Origin of the sequence: Enterobacter cloacae complex sp. IR5418, assembly GCF_049238105.1 — a bacterium.
GTDB classification, from domain to species: Bacteria; Pseudomonadota; Gammaproteobacteria; order Enterobacterales; family Enterobacteriaceae; genus Enterobacter; species Enterobacter hormaechei.
Window position 1 is genome coordinate 1 of record NZ_JBMKHS010000055.1, and the last position, 16229, is coordinate 16229.

Annotated in this window: 10 protein-coding genes and 3 pseudogenes; 8 read left to right on the plus strand and 5 right to left on the minus strand. The window is 50.8% G+C overall.

The genetic code is table 11. From position 1 onward, the window contains the following. Positions 1-46: 46 nt before the first annotated feature. The gene (locus ACOTX7_RS22790; protein WP_421626164.1) at positions 47-1801 is read right to left on the minus strand and encodes a P-loop NTPase fold protein; all 1755 of its coding nucleotides are present in this window, start codon (positions 1799-1801) and stop codon (positions 47-49) included. Positions 1802-2659: 858 nt separating this feature from the next. Here ACOTX7_RS22790 and ACOTX7_RS22795 point away from each other — a divergent pair. Beyond that, the gene (locus tag ACOTX7_RS22795) at positions 2660-2956 is read left to right on the plus strand and encodes a helix-turn-helix transcriptional regulator (RefSeq protein ID WP_023314851.1); all 297 of its coding nucleotides are present in this window, start codon (positions 2660-2662) and stop codon (positions 2954-2956) included. Between the two features lie 423 nt (positions 2957-3379). Further along, positions 3380-4036, plus strand: a complete 657-nt coding sequence (locus ACOTX7_RS22800; RefSeq protein WP_023280966.1) for a TetR/AcrR family transcriptional regulator — start codon at positions 3380-3382, stop codon at positions 4034-4036. A 62-nt stretch (positions 4037-4098) separates the two neighbouring features. Here ACOTX7_RS22800 and ACOTX7_RS22805 read toward each other — a convergent pair whose 3' ends face one another. Beyond that, a complete protein-coding gene (locus tag ACOTX7_RS22805) occupies positions 4099-5082 on the minus strand; it encodes an MDR family oxidoreductase (RefSeq protein ID WP_023280857.1) in 984 nt (327 codons plus the stop codon). A 400-nt stretch (positions 5083-5482) separates the two neighbouring features. Here ACOTX7_RS22805 and ACOTX7_RS22810 point away from each other — a divergent pair. From ACOTX7_RS22810 to fghA, 5 genes and pseudogenes are all read left to right on the plus strand, one after another. Then, positions 5483-6179: pseudogene (locus ACOTX7_RS22810) on the plus strand (IS1 family transposase). Positions 6180-6292: 113 nt separating this feature from the next. After that, the gene (frmR, locus tag ACOTX7_RS22815; RefSeq protein WP_017384071.1) at positions 6293-6568 is read left to right on the plus strand and encodes a formaldehyde-responsive transcriptional repressor FrmR; all 276 of its coding nucleotides are present in this window, start codon (positions 6293-6295) and stop codon (positions 6566-6568) included. A 34-nt stretch (positions 6569-6602) separates the two neighbouring features. Continuing rightward, positions 6603-7712 carry an S-(hydroxymethyl)glutathione dehydrogenase gene (gene frmA / locus ACOTX7_RS22820; RefSeq protein WP_017384070.1) on the plus strand — a complete coding sequence of 370 codons (1110 nt, stop codon included), beginning with the start codon at positions 6603-6605 and terminating at the stop codon, positions 7710-7712. Between the two features lie 43 nt (positions 7713-7755). Further along, entirely contained in the window at positions 7756-8154 is a 399-nt protein-coding gene (locus ACOTX7_RS22825; RefSeq protein WP_012561111.1) for a VOC family protein, read from the plus strand. Positions 8155-8218: 64 nt separating this feature from the next. Next, positions 8219-9055, plus strand: a complete 837-nt coding sequence (gene fghA, locus ACOTX7_RS22830; RefSeq protein WP_012561110.1) for an S-formylglutathione hydrolase — start codon at positions 8219-8221, stop codon at positions 9053-9055. Between the two features lie 199 nt (positions 9056-9254). Here fghA and ACOTX7_RS22835 read toward each other — a convergent pair. Then, a pseudogene (locus ACOTX7_RS22835) lies at positions 9255-10388 on the minus strand (IS3 family transposase). A 616-nt stretch (positions 10389-11004) separates the two neighbouring features. On the opposite strand from ACOTX7_RS22835, the gene ACOTX7_RS22840 reads away from it, so the two are divergent. After that, positions 11005-13656 carry an excinuclease ABC subunit UvrA gene (locus ACOTX7_RS22840; RefSeq protein ID WP_012561117.1) on the plus strand — a complete coding sequence of 884 codons (2652 nt, stop codon included), beginning with the start codon at positions 11005-11007 and terminating at the stop codon, positions 13654-13656. Positions 13657-13727: 71 nt separating this feature from the next. Here ACOTX7_RS22840 and ACOTX7_RS22845 read toward each other — a convergent pair. Continuing rightward, a pseudogene (locus ACOTX7_RS22845) lies at positions 13728-14027 on the minus strand (IS66 family transposase); the annotation flags it as partial. 569 nt (positions 14028-14596) lie between these two features. Then, positions 14597-15730 carry a glutathione-independent formaldehyde dehydrogenase gene (locus ACOTX7_RS22850; protein WP_022651297.1) on the minus strand — a complete coding sequence of 378 codons (1134 nt, stop codon included), beginning with the start codon at positions 15728-15730 and terminating at the stop codon, positions 14597-14599. Positions 15731-16229: the final 499 nt, after the last annotated feature.

Sequence of the window (16229 nt, forward strand, 5' to 3'; positions counted from 1 at the left end):
AAAACACAACCCGCTACGGGGGAGACTTACCCGAAATCTGATTTATTCAACAAAGCCCAAGTTTACTCACAATAAACGATATTTGCCTTTCGACGAAAGGCTCTAGGCTTATCCGCCCGTCAGCCATCAGTTTCTGCAGACTCAATACGAAACCTTCATCATTCTTTTCTCTGAGTGAAACAGCATAACTCTGATTCAGCATTTGCACTGCGACTTTGAGTTGCGGTTCGGCGAGAGCCTGACACTTCTCATCCATCCGGCTATAAGAAACCAGCCAGTCTCGCATCTGAATATGTGGTGCCACTCGCTGCCATGCTTCAGCGAAACCCCACAAGGCCGTCAGTTCTTCAAGCCGTGGGATATTTATAGCACCAATCGCGTCTTTAAGAGGCGTATCAAGCAACTCGCTCCTGGCAAGCTCCACCGTGGACTGATAGTGGATGCTCATCAGAAATTCGCTCCATCTTTCTGTATCGTTATTAAAAATTCGGGATATTTGTTGATAAGTTAGCGAGAGCATCTCGTCAAAATCATCCGGAGCAATACCGGGTTCGGTCTGACTAGCTTTGGGATCGCGAAGTAATACTTTAATATCTCGCTCCCCGTATCTGACCACCAGTAAGTAGAGAGCAATAAGAATATGGCGATGATCTTCTGTTGCAGGAACGGTAAGGTTCAGAATATGAATATCATTAACAAACTTCTTCATTAATCGCGGTGTGATACGAGGATACTCAGAGGGTTTCCAGCGCTCAAGCAACACCGTTGCTTCCCGGCACGCTATCCCTGCATCCTCATTTACTGTTTCTTTCCAGTACTGCCTTAACGCTTCCTGCCATCCTGCCGAAATAAGAGGAGGAACCTGAAAACTTACAGGAATCCGCTTTGCAATAAACTCACGCCCGCTGAAACCCGCCACAGAAAGTGAGGCTGAAACCTGTCTTGCCGAATAGGGCACCACTATCCTGAAGTGTTCATGAGTGGCTCCGGCAATAAGCTCCATATCACTCCAGAGCTCTTTCACTTTGTCTGCACTGATTCGGTCCAGATTATCAATGATAAGGATGAAGCGATCTCCATGGGAAATGACCTCTTTGGAGGTAAATCCCTGCAGAGCTTCAGCCAGCTCAATAGCTCCGACCTCCTTATTAACTAGCCAAGTCTCTTCAATCCTGTCAGTACTGTTGCGTTTGAACAAATCACCAATACTCGAATACCCTTTCTTTCTGTACCATTCCATGTTCTGCAGGCATGCCAGTCCTGCGACCATAATGGCAGGAGAAAGAAACGCGGCCACCTCAACATAAAAAAGCCACCCTAATAATGACTCCTTGTTAGTAAAATATTGATTAAGGTCTGTTAGCACATAACGAAGCATCTGCACGGAAAGCAATGACAGTAAAATAAAAACGACGGTCAACCAGCTTAGCCTGCTGCTGACCCTCTTGTCGTATTCAACGATGTTACCCAGAGCCAGATTTTTATACTTATCCAACACATCCCGGGAGCCCGGACATTGTAGGCTGACCCCGTGGTGGATGACATCGATAAGCGCTTTTTTAGTTGAGCCATGATGGTAACGTTCTGCATCAAAGTTAATGAACGTAAAATCATCTTTAAGCTTTTTCTGCAGGAACTTCAATATTGTTGACTTACCTGAACCCAGCTCACCTTCCAGACCAATAATATTGACATCAGGTGTCCTGATGATCTGAGCCACATTCTCTGCAACTTTTTCATGACTGCTGCCTCTAAACATATCCTGGTCAGCGGGTGATTCCGTCTGCAATCGTAGAGTCATTCAGCAATTTCCTTCGTTATAACGTAAGATTCTTTCACTATTAGACACAGTACAGAGCCCACAGCAACCAAATGACTGCAGCCGGGGCAGTTTAGTTTTAAGCATGCATAAGCCGATTTCGATGGAATCCCTTTCACACAATAATATTGAATTGAAGCAATGAAAACATTAATGTGTTTGTTGTGACTAGCTGCAGGGGCCTGGAAGAAATTCCAAAGCCTGACAAACCGGAACAGGGCTTGCTCTGCTCCGGTTTTATCCAGTTCATCTTGAAGCCCTTGTTTTTGTTACATATCCCTGCTCACTCTTTCAGCCATTGTTAAGCTTCTTGTGTGTAATCTGCGAATAATACGGATGCAAAATTGATGCAATGGATTATACATACCTACAGCGCACGTTACGCTGAGCTGAATCGAATTTCAGAGAACGTTCTTCGCTATTACCCTGCCCAGCCAGTTGAACACATTTTATCATCCGGCCCCGAGAGTGACATGTTCTCTGCCTGGTACAGCCTTCATCAGAGTCAAACTAGACGTTATTTACAGGCAAAAGAAGACAGCTACAGAGTTTAAGTCTGACATTATTCGTGGCTGTGTCTGCCTTCGGAGTTTTCAGCTTATCCCGATAACAGCGGTTTTGAAAAATTGACGTTTTTTACACCGGTACATTGCCCGAACGCAATCTCCCCCGTAGCGAAATACCGCCCCGCAGAAAATCGTCCATGCTCGGCATGCCCCTGGAACATCAGCATCTTTTCAATAAAGGTTTTACAGCCTATAGTCTGTATAACACAAAATACACCTTACCTGCTGTATTACAGGGCGGTACTCCCTACTCAGTCTGCGAGGCAGGTCACTTATGAATAATCAGTTCCCGATAAAAACGCTGAACCAGCTCAGACCTGTGCTAATCGGGTTTCGCAAAATCAAGGGCTTCACGCAAAAAGATGTGTCTGAGAGGCTTGCCGTAACGCAGCAAACCTATGCCCGCCTGGAAGCAAACCCTGCTAGCGCCAGTATTGATCGTCTGTACAAGGTATTCAGTATTCTGGGCGTAGAAATAACGCTGTCATCTATTTCCCCTTCACCCTTCATTTCCCACACAGAGATGAGGGGGGCATTTGACAGCACTCCCGCCAGACGGGAGAAATGGTGACTATTAGAAGTTTGCTAGTTTTGTCGAATGACGCCAACTACATGTCCGCATCCATCGAGTAGTGGCTTCAAGCCACGATTGTCACTGCCTCCGCTGCCTTTTTCCAGTAACTCTCTCCTTTTAATTCTAATATTTAGGGGTGTCAACGCAAAGCAGAAACGGCACCTTCTTTGCGAGACAGAAATGACCTGTGATTGCCTGGCCGATTTATGGCAGCTAAGTGCGAGAAGCGGATATAGCGAATTCGCCATTGTACGGGATTAGCAGGTTTACTGAAGCAACCTGCGATGGCGTTATGGCAATAGTCAGTCCCCTGTCCAGTCGGCATAGGTGGCCACCTCGTCACCGCCGGGGATAAACTGATTGAAGCCTCCGCGCAAAATCACTTATTCTTTTCCGTTAATAAAATGCAGGAGCAAAGTCATGACTGGCGAAATTCGTGGGCGAGGCAGGCCACGAAAAACAGAGAGTACCTATACAGATACCCGTAATGACCTGATCCGAAGCGGGCTTGAACTGCTCACGCAGAATGGTTTTCTTTCAACGGGAGTCGATGCCATTGTCAAAAATGCCAGTGTTCCTAAAGGCTCATTTTATTACTATTTCAAGAGCAAAGAAGAGTATGCCCAGACTGTTCTGAGCGCCTATGACAGTTTCTTTGTGCATAAACTCCAAAAACATCTGTATGAATCATCCTTCACACCAATGATGCGTCTGGAAAATTTCATCGACGATGCCTGCGACGGCATTAAAAAGTACAATTTCACCCGGGGCTGTCTGGTTGGCAATATGATGCAGGAGAGTCCGGGTCTTCCACTGTCCTTTATCAAACAGCTCCACGAAATACTTGAGCGCTGGCAGGCGCTTGTGGCGTGCTGTCTGTCCGACGCGTTATCTTCGGGCGAAATCCGTTCCGATATGAATAATACGCAACTGGCGGCCATTTTCTGGAGCAGTTGGGAGGGTGCCGTAATGCGTGCCAAACTTTATTGCTCAACCCAGCCTGTGTACGACTTCTGGAGCTATTTCAAAAAGTCAGTACGCTATCAGCCCTCTAAGGACACGGCTGTTGAAAAGTAAAAAAGGGGCCGCAGCCCCTGATAATAATTATCAAACCCAGGCTGAGCCTGGCTTCCACTTCATTAGCTACACTGAATTACTGCCCGGCCACGAATTCCGCCACTCAGAAGTTTTTCGGCCACATTGATGGCATCACTCAGCGGATAAACGGTGGTCAGGCTATCCAGTCTGGACTCCGGTAAATACTGTACCGCCTGCTGCCAGATCGCCGCTCTTTTTTCCTTCGCGAACATGACACTGTCAATCCCTTTCAGCGTGACGCCACGCAGGATAAACGGAGCCACATTCCCCATTAGTTCCATCCCCTGTGCCATGCCGCAGGCTGCAACAATACTGCCATAACGCACCCCGGCGCATACATTGCAGAGCGTATGGCTACCGACTGTATCAATGGCGGCAGCCCAGCGTTCTTTCTGTAACGGTTTTCCGGGACAGGAGAGCTCGGAACGGTTAATAATCTCGTCCACACCGACCGTTTTATAGAGCCAGGCAGCCTCTTCCGGGCGTCCAGTAGACGCCGTAACGCGGTACCCCATTGATGCAAGGATCATGGCCGCAATGCTCCCGACGCCGCCGCTGGCACCGGTAACAAGTACCGGACCATCTTCAGGCTTAATACCATGATTCAGAAGTGCGTCTACGCACAGCATCGCGGTAAACCCAGCTGTTCCGATTGCCATTACGTGTTTGCCGTTAGCGCCAGCCGGGAGCGGCGTCAGCCAGTCTCCATTTACCCGTGCTTTTTCGGATAGTCCGCCCCAGTGTTTTTCCCCAACACCCCAGCCGGTCAGGAGAACCTTATCTCCGGCCTGATATTCGGGATGTGAACTGGCGGACACTGTACCGGTAAAATCAATGCCGGGCACCATGGGAAAGCGTCGGACGATTGGGCCCCGGCCCGTAATGGCCAGTGCGTCTTTGTAGTTGATGGATGAATAGTCAACATTGACCTCCACATCCCCCTGCGGTAGTTCACTTTCAGCGATTTCAGCAAGTTGCGCACTATAGCGTCCATCTGTTTTGTTGATTAATAAAGATTTAAACACGTTCACCTCGTTTGTCCGGGCGTTTACCGTTCAGTCATTAAGTCGTCAATAAATAATATTGACCGATCGTCTAATAATCAACACTACGATCCCAGTGCTTTGCCAGCATTCAAGAAACATTATTCATTTCATGCACTTAAAGCTGTCTTTTTTGACCGACATCAAACTGTATTCTGGTTTATCTGGTGCAGAGGGAAAATCAGCATCCCTGAAGATACATAGCTAATGCTTCAGAACACGGCTGATGATGCGATAAAACAACCAGGCTTTAATGAGTTAGTCTGAGCGGACCTTCGGCTCAGTAAATAGGTCCGCTCCGTGCCAAGAGCAGACGCTGGTAATTCGGGTAATGGTGCCAACTTACTGATTTAGTGTATGATGGTGTTTTTGAGGTGCTCCAGTGGCTTCTGTTTCTATCAGCTGTCCCTCCTGTTCAGCTACTGAAGGCGTGGTGCGTAACGGTAAAAGTACTGCCGGACATCAGCGCTATCTCTGCTCTCACTGCCGTAAAACATGGCAGCTACAGTTCACTTACACCGTCTCTCAGCCCGGTACACACCAGAAAATTATTGATATGGCCATGAATGGCGTCGGATGTCGCGCCAGTGCACGCATTATGGGCGTTGGCCTCAACACGATTTTACGACACTTAAAAAACTCAGGCCGCAGTCGGTAAACTCACGCATACAACCGGGCAGTGACGTCATTGTTTGCGCGGAAATAGACGAACAGTGGGGTTCGTCGGCGCTAAATCACGCCAGCGCTGGTTGTTTTACGCGTATGACAGGATACGGAGGACGGTTGTGGCGCACGTATTCGGTGAACGCACGTTGGTCACGCTGGAGCGTCTTCTGGGCCTGCTGTCGGCCTTTGAGGTCGTGGTATGGATGACGGATGGCTGGCCGCTTTATGAATCACGCCTGAAGGGAGAACTGCACGTTATCAGCAAGCGATATACGCAGCGCATTGAGCGGCATAACCTGAATCTGAGGCAGCATCTGGCAAGGCTGGGCAGGAAGTCACTGTCGTTCTCAAAATCGGTGGAGCTGCATGACAAAGTCATCGGGCATTATCTGAACATAAAACACTATCAGTAAGTTGGAGTCATTACCGGTGCTCTGATATATTTATTATACTATAGTGGGGTATGTGTTGATCTTAATGTAATACTCCCCTATAGTATAAGAAATACAGAGCAGTGAGGTAAGCAATGCCCAGTACTCCTGAAGAGAAAAAAAAGGTCCTAACCCGGGTTCGCCGTATCCGGGGTCAGATTGATGCTCTGGAAAGAGCACTTGAAAGTGGCGCTGAATGCCGTTCCGTTCTCCAGCAAATCGCCGCCGTCCGGGGCGCCGCTAACGGACTGATGGCAGAGGTGCTGGAGAGCCACATACGGGAAACCTTTGACCAGAATGACAGCTACAGTCATGAAGTCAGTAAATCAGTTGACGATACGATTGAGCTGGTTCGTGCCTATCTTAAATAGGTGAGGCCATTATTACATTGAGGATATATTACGTATGAAATCACGTGCCGCTGTTGCATTTGCACCAGGGAAGCCCCTGGAGATTGTTGAAATTGATGTTGCTCCGCCTAAAAAAGGCGAGGTGCTGATTAAAAACACCCACACAGGTGTCTGCCATACCGATGCCTTTACCCTCTCAGGGAATGACCCTGAGGGCGTTTTCCCGGTGGTTCTCGGCCACGAGGGAGCCGGTATCGTCGTTGAAGTTGGTGAAGGCGTCACCAGTGTGAAGCCGGGTGACCATGTTATTCCGCTCTACACCGCTGAATGCGGGGAGTGTGAATTCTGCCAGTCCGGTAAAACGAACCTCTGTGTATCGGTTCGCGAGACTCAGGGCAAAGGACTGATGCCTGACGGGACCACTCGCTTTTCATACAACGGTCAGCCTCTTTACCACTACATGGGATGTTCCACATTCAGTGAATACACCGTTGTGGCCGAGGTTTCTCTGGCAAAAATTAACCCGGAGGCGAACCATGAACACGTCTGCCTGTTGGGTTGTGGCGTGACTACCGGTATTGGCGCCGTCCATAACACGGCTAAAGTGCAGCCGGGCGATTCAGTTGCCATTTTTGGTCTGGGGGCAATTGGTCTGGCTGCGGTACAGGGGGCCCGTCAGGCAAAAGCGGGACGTATTATCGCTATCGATACTAATCCGACAAAATTTGACCTGGCCCGTCAGTTCGGGGCCACTGACTGCATTAACCCGAATGATTATGACAAACCGATTAAAGATGTTCTGCTGGATATCAACAAGTGGGGTATTGACCATACCTTTGAATGTATCGGTAACGTTAACGTCATGCGTGCAGCGCTGGAAAGTGCTCACCGTGGGTGGGGGCAGTCCGTTGTCATTGGTGTCGCAGGGGCCGGACAGGAGATTTCCACCCGTCCTTTCCAGCTGGTCACCGGGCGCGTATGGAAAGGTTCCGCGTTTGGCGGAGTAAAAGGCCGCACTCAGCTCCCCGGTATGGTCGAGGATGCCATGAAGGGGGATATTGACCTTGAGCCATTTGTAACCCATACGATGACACTGGATGAAATCAATGACGCCTTCGAGCTTATGCATGAAGGCAAATCTATCCGGACAGTGATTCATTACTGATCCCATCAGAATTTTAATCAACTCAAACTGAAGGAAGTGGAAAATGACAACTCCGGTAATTTCTGGTGACGGCATCTTTTCTCATGTGTTCATTGGCGCAGCCGATGTCGAGAAATCCTCCGCATTTTACGATGTCGTCCTGGGCACGCTTGGTATCAATAACCTCGGCCCGTTTGGCAACGGCTGGGTACTCTATGGCCGCGAAAAGCCGGCATTTATCATTGCCCGTCCGGGCAACGGTGAAGCACCTTCCGCTAACGGGGTGACTGTCGGCTTCGCTGCTGCCACCCCGGAAGAGGTTGATGCTTTCCATGCTGCCGGCCTTGCCGCCGGTGGAGCTGATGAAGGTCAACCTGGCCCGCGTGGTCACCTTCCCGGGGCCTATGCTGCCTACCTGCGGGATCCGGCGGGTAACAAAATCACGGCGTATACGTTTATCTGACGTCCGGATTTAAAGATACTTCCCCTGGCTTCGGTCAGGGGAAATAACCATGAGATAACGGCTGATGGAACTCATTGAGCAGCATGCCAGCTCTGGCGGCTGGCAAAACGTGTACCGGCATTATTCACAATCCCTTAATTGTGAAATGAATTTCGGTGTGTATCTTCCTCCCAAAGCAGTAACAGAAAAACTGCCGGTACTATACTGGTTGTCGGGCCTGACCTGTACTGAGCAGAATTTCATCACCAAATCAGGTATGCAGCATTATGCAGCCCGGCATAACGTCATCGTTGTTGTCCCGGATACCAGTCCCCGGGGTAATAATGTCCCGGATGCCGACAGTTACGATCTTGGCCAGGGGGCCGGTTTTTATCTGAACGCGACGGAACAGCCGTGGAATGTTCATTACAGGATGTATGACTATATTCTCAGAGAGCTTCCGGATGTCGTCATGAATCATTTTCCTGCAACGGCAAGAAAATCTATATCCGGTCATTCTATGGGAGGGCTGGGTGCTCTGGTGCTGGCTCTGCGAAATCCTGGTGAATATGTGAGCGTATCAGCATTTTCCCCGATAGTATCGCCTTCTCAGGTGCCATGGGGGCAACAGGCATTTAGCGCTTACCTGGGTGAAAACAGAAAAACGTGGGAAGCCTACGATCCAGTCAGCCTCATTTTACAGGGTGAAAAATTACCAGAAATCTTCATTGATCAGGGGCTGAGTGACGCCTTTTATGAAGAGCAACTGCGCACCAAAATCCTTGAGAGAGTATGCAATGAGATGAACCTCAATGCGTCGTTCCGATATCATACTGGATACGACCACAGCTATTATTTCATTTCCAGCTTTATTGGTGAGCACATTGCTTACCATGCCAACAGGCTCAGGCTGTCAGCATGAGTTGATTTCCAGCCTCAGAAAATGTGCTTAATTTTCAGGCCTGAACAGGGCCTGAACCCTGCAGACCTGAGATGTACTGTAACTGAATCGCCACGGATAATCTAGACACTTCCGAGCCGTTGATGGACTGACCCCGCCCCGGTAGACGATCCTGCCCTATAGTTTGGACTGACCCCACGCCTGTAGACAAATCCTGTCCTCACGACGAGGCCTGTTCGAAGGCCTCCGGACTGACGTCGCCGAGGTGGCTGTGGCGCCGGGACCGGTTATAGAAGACTTCAATGTAATCGAAGATCCGCCCGGGCCAGATCCCTGGTTTTATATATGCGTTTTCTGATCCGTTCTTTTTTCAGCGAACTGAAGAACGATTCGGCCACCGCATTATCCCAGCAGTTGCCACGCCGGCTCATGCTCGGCGCCAGGTTATTGGCCCGGTAGAAGCGCTGCCAGTCGTCACTGCCGTACTGGCTGCCCTGATCGCTATGTACGATAACCTCGCTGTCTGGTTTTCGGCGCCAGACCGCCATCATCAGCGCGTCGAGCGCCAGTTCGCGTGAGAGAGTGGGTTTCATCGACCAGCCGACCACATTACGGGCGAAGAGATCGATAACCACCGCCAGATACAGCCAGCCCTGCCAGGTGCGGATATAAGTAATATCGGTGACCCAGACCTGGGTGGCCCGGACAACGGTGAACTGCCGCTGCACGAGATTAGGAGCAACGACTGAAGGCCTGCCAGCGATACGACGTGGCGCTTTATAGCCGCGCACAGCTTTAATCCGGTCCAGTTGCATGATCCGACCCACCCGGTTTCTACCACAGGTTTCCCCGATTTCGTTCAGATCGCCATGAACCCGCCGGTAACCGTATACGCCTCCGCTCAGGGAATATGAGTCGCGGATAAGCATCAGCAGGCGCTGGTTATCTTTATCACGCGCCGAGACAGGGTTATGCAGCCACGCATAGAACCCGGCCCGGGCGACATTCAGTACCCGACACATCGTCATCACACCCCATACAGTTCGGTGCTCATTGATAAAGCGGTACTTCAGTCGGGCTCCTTTGCAAAGTACCGCGCGGCCTTTTTCAGGATATCCCGTTCTTCTTCGGTGCGTTTTAGCTGCGCCCGGAGTTTCAGGATCTCGCTTTTAGCTTCCAGTAAATCCCGGGCATGCTGCTCGCTGTTATCAGGTTTGATAGCCCGTAGCCACTTGTAGAGGCGGTGTGCAGAGACGCCCAGACGCTCAGATACTTAGGCGACGGAATAACCGCGTTCCGTTATCTGACGGACGGCTTCTTCCTTAAATTCAGGTGTAAATCGTGGTGTGCCCATACGCTCCTCCTATACTCAAACTATAGGGCAGGATCGTCTACCGGGGCGGGGTCAGTCCAGGGAGCCGTTAACGACCTGATGGCGGTTGTTCTGGAAAGCTATCTTCGGGAGGAATTCCCCGATACGGGCAAACGAAATGAGTCGCAGAAGAGGTCAATCGACGACACCATTTCGATAGTCCGCTCCTATCTCCGTTAACTCTGCCAGGCAGATGTCTGATGGGGTCTAAAACTGTAATGAAAGGAAATGACATATGAAATCACGTGCATTATTCATCTGTATTTTTTAATTGGTACCCGAAACCGCCTGAGTGTCGCCATCAGCTGGGTCTGGAACCACAGCGTCGCGTACCGGGGAGCCCGCATTATCACGGGAGCCAAATCTCCGGTCCCGGGTACGCCGCCAGCCAGTTCTCATACAGAAGGCGGATCCGCAGGGTACCGCTGAAACTTCAGCGGTGTCCCACATGGTACCACCGGGCCCAGCTTCAGCAATCTGTTTCCAGTCACACAAACGCTTTTTTCGACGGGCTTTCTGATCGAGCGGTCCGGCACACCAGATACCGTCACAAGAGGTGGCCTTATTAAGAGCGGACACACCTAGCACAGGAAATTCTATGGCAAAGAAACTTTTCGGTTATCATCCCATCCTGACTGACGACAACAATTCAGTTGTGATTCGCGGTGCTCGCGAGAACAACCTTAAAGAGGTGGATGTTTCCATTCCGCGCAACGCATTGGTTGTTTTTTCGGGTGTGTCAGGCTCGGGTAAGTCTTCACTGGCCTTTGGCACCATTTATGCTGAGGCGCAACGGCGCTACTTTGAATCGGTTGCCCCCTACGCTCGTCGCCTCATTGATCAGGTCGGGGTTCCGGATGTGGATGCCATTGACGGACTGCCGCCAGCCGTTGCGCTTCAGCAACAACGCGGTGCCAGTAACGCGCGCTCCTCTGTCGGCAGCGTGACCACCTTATCCAGTCTGGTGCGAATGATGTACTCACGGGCGGGCGCTTATCCTGCCGGACAACCGATGCTGTATGCCGAGGATTTTTCTCCCAACACGCCGCAGGGGGCATGCCCTTCTTGCCATGGTCTGGGCCATATCTATGAGGTAACTGAAACACTGATGGTGCCCGATCCCTCACTTAGTATCCGTGAAAAGGCTATTGCTTCCTGGCCCCCGGCCTGGCACGGACAGAATCTGCGGGATATTCTGGTGACGCTGGGGTATGACATCGACACTCCCTGGAAAAATCTGCCAGCGGAAGACCGTCAGTGGATCCTTTTTACCGAAGACACCCCCACTGTACCGGTTTTCCCGGGACTGAGTCCGGAAGATACGCGCGAAGCCGTCAGGAAAAAAATGACGCCGGGTTATATGGGGACCTTCACCGGGGCACGTCGTTATGTGCTACATACCTTCGCCAGCACGCAAAGCGCGTTGATGAGAAAACGAGTCTCCCGTTTTATGGAAGGCAAGCTGTGTCCGGTCTGTCACGGGAAAAGACTGAAGTCAGAATCATTGTCCGTCACCTTTGCCGGTGTGGACATTGGTGAATTTATGCAGATGCCCTTAGACCAGCTGGCGGAATTGCTCCTTCCAATCTCCCGGGGGGATTTCAGTGCCCACCACGCCGGCGCAGATGCCGACAGGGATATCACCCGTCGGGATCTGACAGAGCGTGCTGCATCCGGAAAAGCGGTCCATTCCGATAACGCCGATGTCTGCCGGACATCGGCGTTATCGGAAGAGAAACGACTGGCGGCACAACGGCTGACCGGTGGTGTCATGGCCCGGTTGTATCAGTTGCAGAAGCTGGGGCTGGGTTATCTTACGCTGGACAGAGCAACCCCAACTCTATCTGCAGGAGAGCTTCAGCGACTGCGTCTTGCCACGCAACTCAGTTCGATGCTGTTTGGTGTGGTCTATGTTCTTGATGAACCGTCTGCGGGTCTGCACCCCTCAGACAGTAAAGCGCTTTACGATGCGCTTGAGAACCTTCGTGATGCCGGCAACTCGGTGTTTGTCGTTGAACATGATCTTAACCTGATGCGACGGGCGCAATGGCTTGTTGATGTGGGACCGTCGGCTGGTGAACAGGGAGGACATGTTCTCTACAGTGGTATTCCTGAAGATCTGAAAGCCGTCACCCAATCTCGTACCGCGCGTTATTTATTTGATGAAGTCCGGCCACCACAATCTTTTGCCCGTATCCCATCCGGGTGGCTGAAACTGCAGGGGATCCATCGCCACAATCTTAAGTGGATCGATGTTGATATTCCTCTGGGTGTGCTGACAGCCGTGACGGGAGTCTCTGGCTCCGGTAAATCCAGTCTGATTGCCCAGGCCTTACCGGAACTGGTGCTTTCTTCACTTGGCGGTGAGCCAGAAGACGTGCTTTCCGAAGCCAGCGACGCTGAGGGGCCATCCGTAACGGAGAAAACGTACGGTACCCTGACCGGTGATACCGGACTGGTAAAGCGTCTGGTTCAGGTTGACCAGAAACCGATAGGCAGGACCCCCCGTTCAAACCTGGCGACATATACCGGGTTGTTTGATCCTGTTCGTAAGCTCTTTGCCGGAACGACTGACGCCAAACTCCATCATTACGATGCGGGTCAATTCTCTTTCAATGTGGCAAAAGGCCGCTGTGCAACCTGTGAAGGTGAAGGATTCGTCAGCGTGGAGCTGTTGTTTATGCCGAGCGTGTATGCACCGTGCCCGACCTGCCATGGCGCGCGGTATAACCGGGATACTCTCAGGATCTGCTGGCAGGACAAAAATATCGCGGAGGTCCTGCATATGACGGTGGATGAAGCCAGTCAGTTCTTTGCGACTGAAGAACCAGTGGCTCGTCCCCTCCGTCTGCTGAGTGAAATTGGTCTGGGCTACCTGCGTCTGGGACAACCAGCAACCGAGTTATCCGGAGGGGAGGCGCAAAGGATCAAGCTGGCAACCGAACTACAACGTAGCCAACGTGGCCACACGTTGTATATCCTAGATGAACCGACAACCGGCCTGCATGCTTCAGACGCCGACCGCCTCCTTGTGCAGCTGCAGCGGCTTGTTGATGCAGAAAATACGGTGATAATGATTGAACACGATATGCGGGCGGTTACTCAGGCAGACCAGGTTATCGACATCGGTCCTGGAGCGGGACATGAGGGAGGACGCCTGGTTGCCGCAGGAACTCCCGAACAGGTATCGCAGGTCAAAGAAAGCCGTACCGCACAGTATATTGCCAGGGAACTCTCACGGAACGGTTAAAAAGGGCTGTGTCGTCATTGCGTCAATGGCGGCACATTCCCGGCGTGTTCTGTATCAGTAATCTCCCGCAGGTATAATTTCAGCGCATCCCACTGGTTCAGCGCGTACGCGAACGCCTTCGACAGCTCCGAGTGCCGTGACAGCGTTTTCTGCTTTTCACGCAGCCAGCCCTCCAGCGCGGTCAGCAGCGGTACCGCTTTTTCCTGCCGAATGGCCAGCCGTTCCGCCGCGCTTTTGCCCCGGATGCCCGCCTCGATGCCATACAGCTCGCCGATACGGCACAGCGCTTCGGTCGTGGTGTCAGAGGGCGTCCGCACGTGCACGTCCGCCTGCAACACCCCGCTGAACCCCGCAAGATGCGACTGCGGATGTGTAACGCTGGCGTGATAGAAATTTTAAGTCAGTCATCAGGTGTCCACCTAATTAGGGGTCAGTTTGGATATCGAAAATTATTGTACGTCAAGGTTATTTTTTGACCTCTCTACTTTAGCGGGCCTCAGCCGACGAAACTTATCGGAAGCCGGTACCGGCCAGTCTGACTGAAGATGGAAGCAAAATTAATGCTGTGGGCTACCATACCTTCTTTAACAGGTGATTTGTGAACTGCAACTTCTCGGAACGGGAGTTTGCGCAAGGACCGGAAGTCCGCTTTTCGCTCATAGCGGACCGTTCCTGCGCACATGTCTGCTATGTGGTAGAGGCAGACAATACTTACAGCACAGGGCGTTAATAAATACGGAACAGATCAACCGCAGATGCCTCCTCCTGAATGTATTAATTTTGCTATCTCGTCGGCAAAATCAGGGAACAAGTCTGGATATGGAAGCGCCTGGCAGCTGAAAGTATGAATAATAACGCCCTGACAGGATATTTTATTGCACCCTGTCAAAAGTCATACATTCTTTCCCGGTTTTTGCTTTCTCATACCGGATAACTCTATTTAAGGCTTAAGGATAACCTTCGTCCATCCTTCATCCCGCTCATCGAAGTGCTTATATCCGGCAGGAGCCTCTTCAAGCGAAAGACGATGAGAAATTATTTTGCCCGGACTGGCTTTATCGTGATGGATGAGGCGAGACAGCTGACGGTTATAGGCCTTAACGTTCGCCTGGCCGGTACGGATTGCCTGTCCTTTAAACCAGAAACTCCCAAAATCAAATGGCATCTTACCCTCTCTGGCAAGCTCCGATTCAGCCCCCGGATCCTGAGGAATAAAGACGCCAACCACACCAATTCCCCCGGTTGCTTTCGTCGACGCAACAAGACTGTTCATGGTAACAGAGTTATCTTCATGGCCATGTTTGTTACAGCACTGATAGCCAACACATTCGCAGCCACAATCCGTACCGCGTCCATCCGTCAGGTCGAGAATTTTTTGTACAGCTTCATCGCCAGTAGCATTGATGCCCGTCGCCCCCATTTTTTCAGCCAGAGCCAACCGGTCTGTGTGCGTATCAACCACAAACACCTGTGAAGCACCTTTAATGATCGCCGAATGAGCTGCCATCAAACCGACCGGCCCCGCGCCATAAATGGCCACGCTTTCACCAGGCTTCAATCCGGCAAGTTCTGTTGCATGCCAGCCGGTAGGAAAAATGTCAGAGAGCATCACATAATCATCTTCTTTTTCTGCCGCATCAGGGGGAAGAACAAGGCAGTTAAAGTCGGCAAATGGCACCCGAAGCAGTTCCGCCTGACCTCCCTCCCAGGGACCCATTTCAGCAAAACCATAAGCTGCGCCTGCCGTACCCGGATTGGTAGTGAGACAAAAGCCGGTCAGACCTTTTTCACAGTTTTCGCAAAAACCACATCCCACGTTAAACGGCAGACAAACATAGTCGCCCACCTTAATACGTTCAACGCCTGAGCCAATTTCGACCACTTCACCCAGGTTTTCGTGACCCAGAATCCGTCCCTGTTCAAAGCTGGTCCGGCCCTCATACATGTGCAAGTCCGACCCACAAATGTTGGTGGTGGTGATGCGGACGAGTACATCCGTGGGGCGGACAATTTTCGCATCCGGTACGTCTTTTACTTTTACATCATAAGGACCGTTGTAAATTACTGCTTTCATGATCTTCTCCTTCTTGCGTGCGGAAAGGAAATGCTGCCCCGCGGATTGGGGTATCAATCGAGTTTAGCTGCCATAACAGATCTCGCGATCGGCGAAAGGACGATTAGGATGTTTCTTAACTAAGTGCATTGAAGTCTGTAAGACAGGTACTTACCGATGAAGGCTGCCTGGAAAACGTAAAAACATCACACGTTAATCCGGTTTTTTTAAGCAGGCAAGGGATTACGGACAGCTTTGAGCGAGAAGCGGATAAAGTAAATCTATCTCATTTCTGCATTGTGCCAGAAGTAGACATAGGTGAATTAGGTAACCCTAGAGATGCACTTTGAATCAATGATATGAAATGCTGAAAAGGTAATTAACTAATTCAAAATTTGAATAATCAGTTATCTCTTCCATGCTTAATACGTAACCTTAGCTAAGGAGAAATTATGTTAGACGAATGGCTTTGTTGAATAAATCAGATTTCGGGTAAGTCTCCCCCGTAGCGGGTTGTGTT

Excerpts from the sequence above, each read along its gene's own strand:
- ACOTX7_RS22795 (WP_023314851.1), top strand. The coding sequence starts at position 2,660 with ATGAATAATCAGTTCCCGATAAAAACGCTGAACCAGCTCAGACCTGTG.
- ACOTX7_RS22790 (WP_421626164.1), bottom strand. The coding sequence starts at position 1,801 with ATGACTCTACGATTGCAGACGGAATCACCCGCTGACCAGGATATGTTT.
- frmR (WP_017384071.1), top strand. The coding sequence starts at position 6,293 with ATGCCCAGTACTCCTGAAGAGAAAAAAAAGGTCCTAACCCGGGTTCGC.
- frmA (WP_017384070.1), top strand. The coding sequence starts at position 6,603 with ATGAAATCACGTGCCGCTGTTGCATTTGCACCAGGGAAGCCCCTGGAG.
- ACOTX7_RS22800 (WP_023280966.1), top strand. The coding sequence starts at position 3,380 with ATGACTGGCGAAATTCGTGGGCGAGGCAGGCCACGAAAAACAGAGAGT.
- ACOTX7_RS22850 (WP_022651297.1), bottom strand. The coding sequence starts at position 15,730 with ATGAAAGCAGTAATTTACAACGGTCCTTATGATGTAAAAGTAAAAGAC.
- ACOTX7_RS22840 (WP_012561117.1), top strand. The coding sequence starts at position 11,005 with ATGGCAAAGAAACTTTTCGGTTATCATCCCATCCTGACTGACGACAAC.
- fghA (WP_012561110.1), top strand. The coding sequence starts at position 8,219 with ATGGAACTCATTGAGCAGCATGCCAGCTCTGGCGGCTGGCAAAACGTG.
- ACOTX7_RS22825 (WP_012561111.1), top strand. The coding sequence starts at position 7,756 with ATGACAACTCCGGTAATTTCTGGTGACGGCATCTTTTCTCATGTGTTC.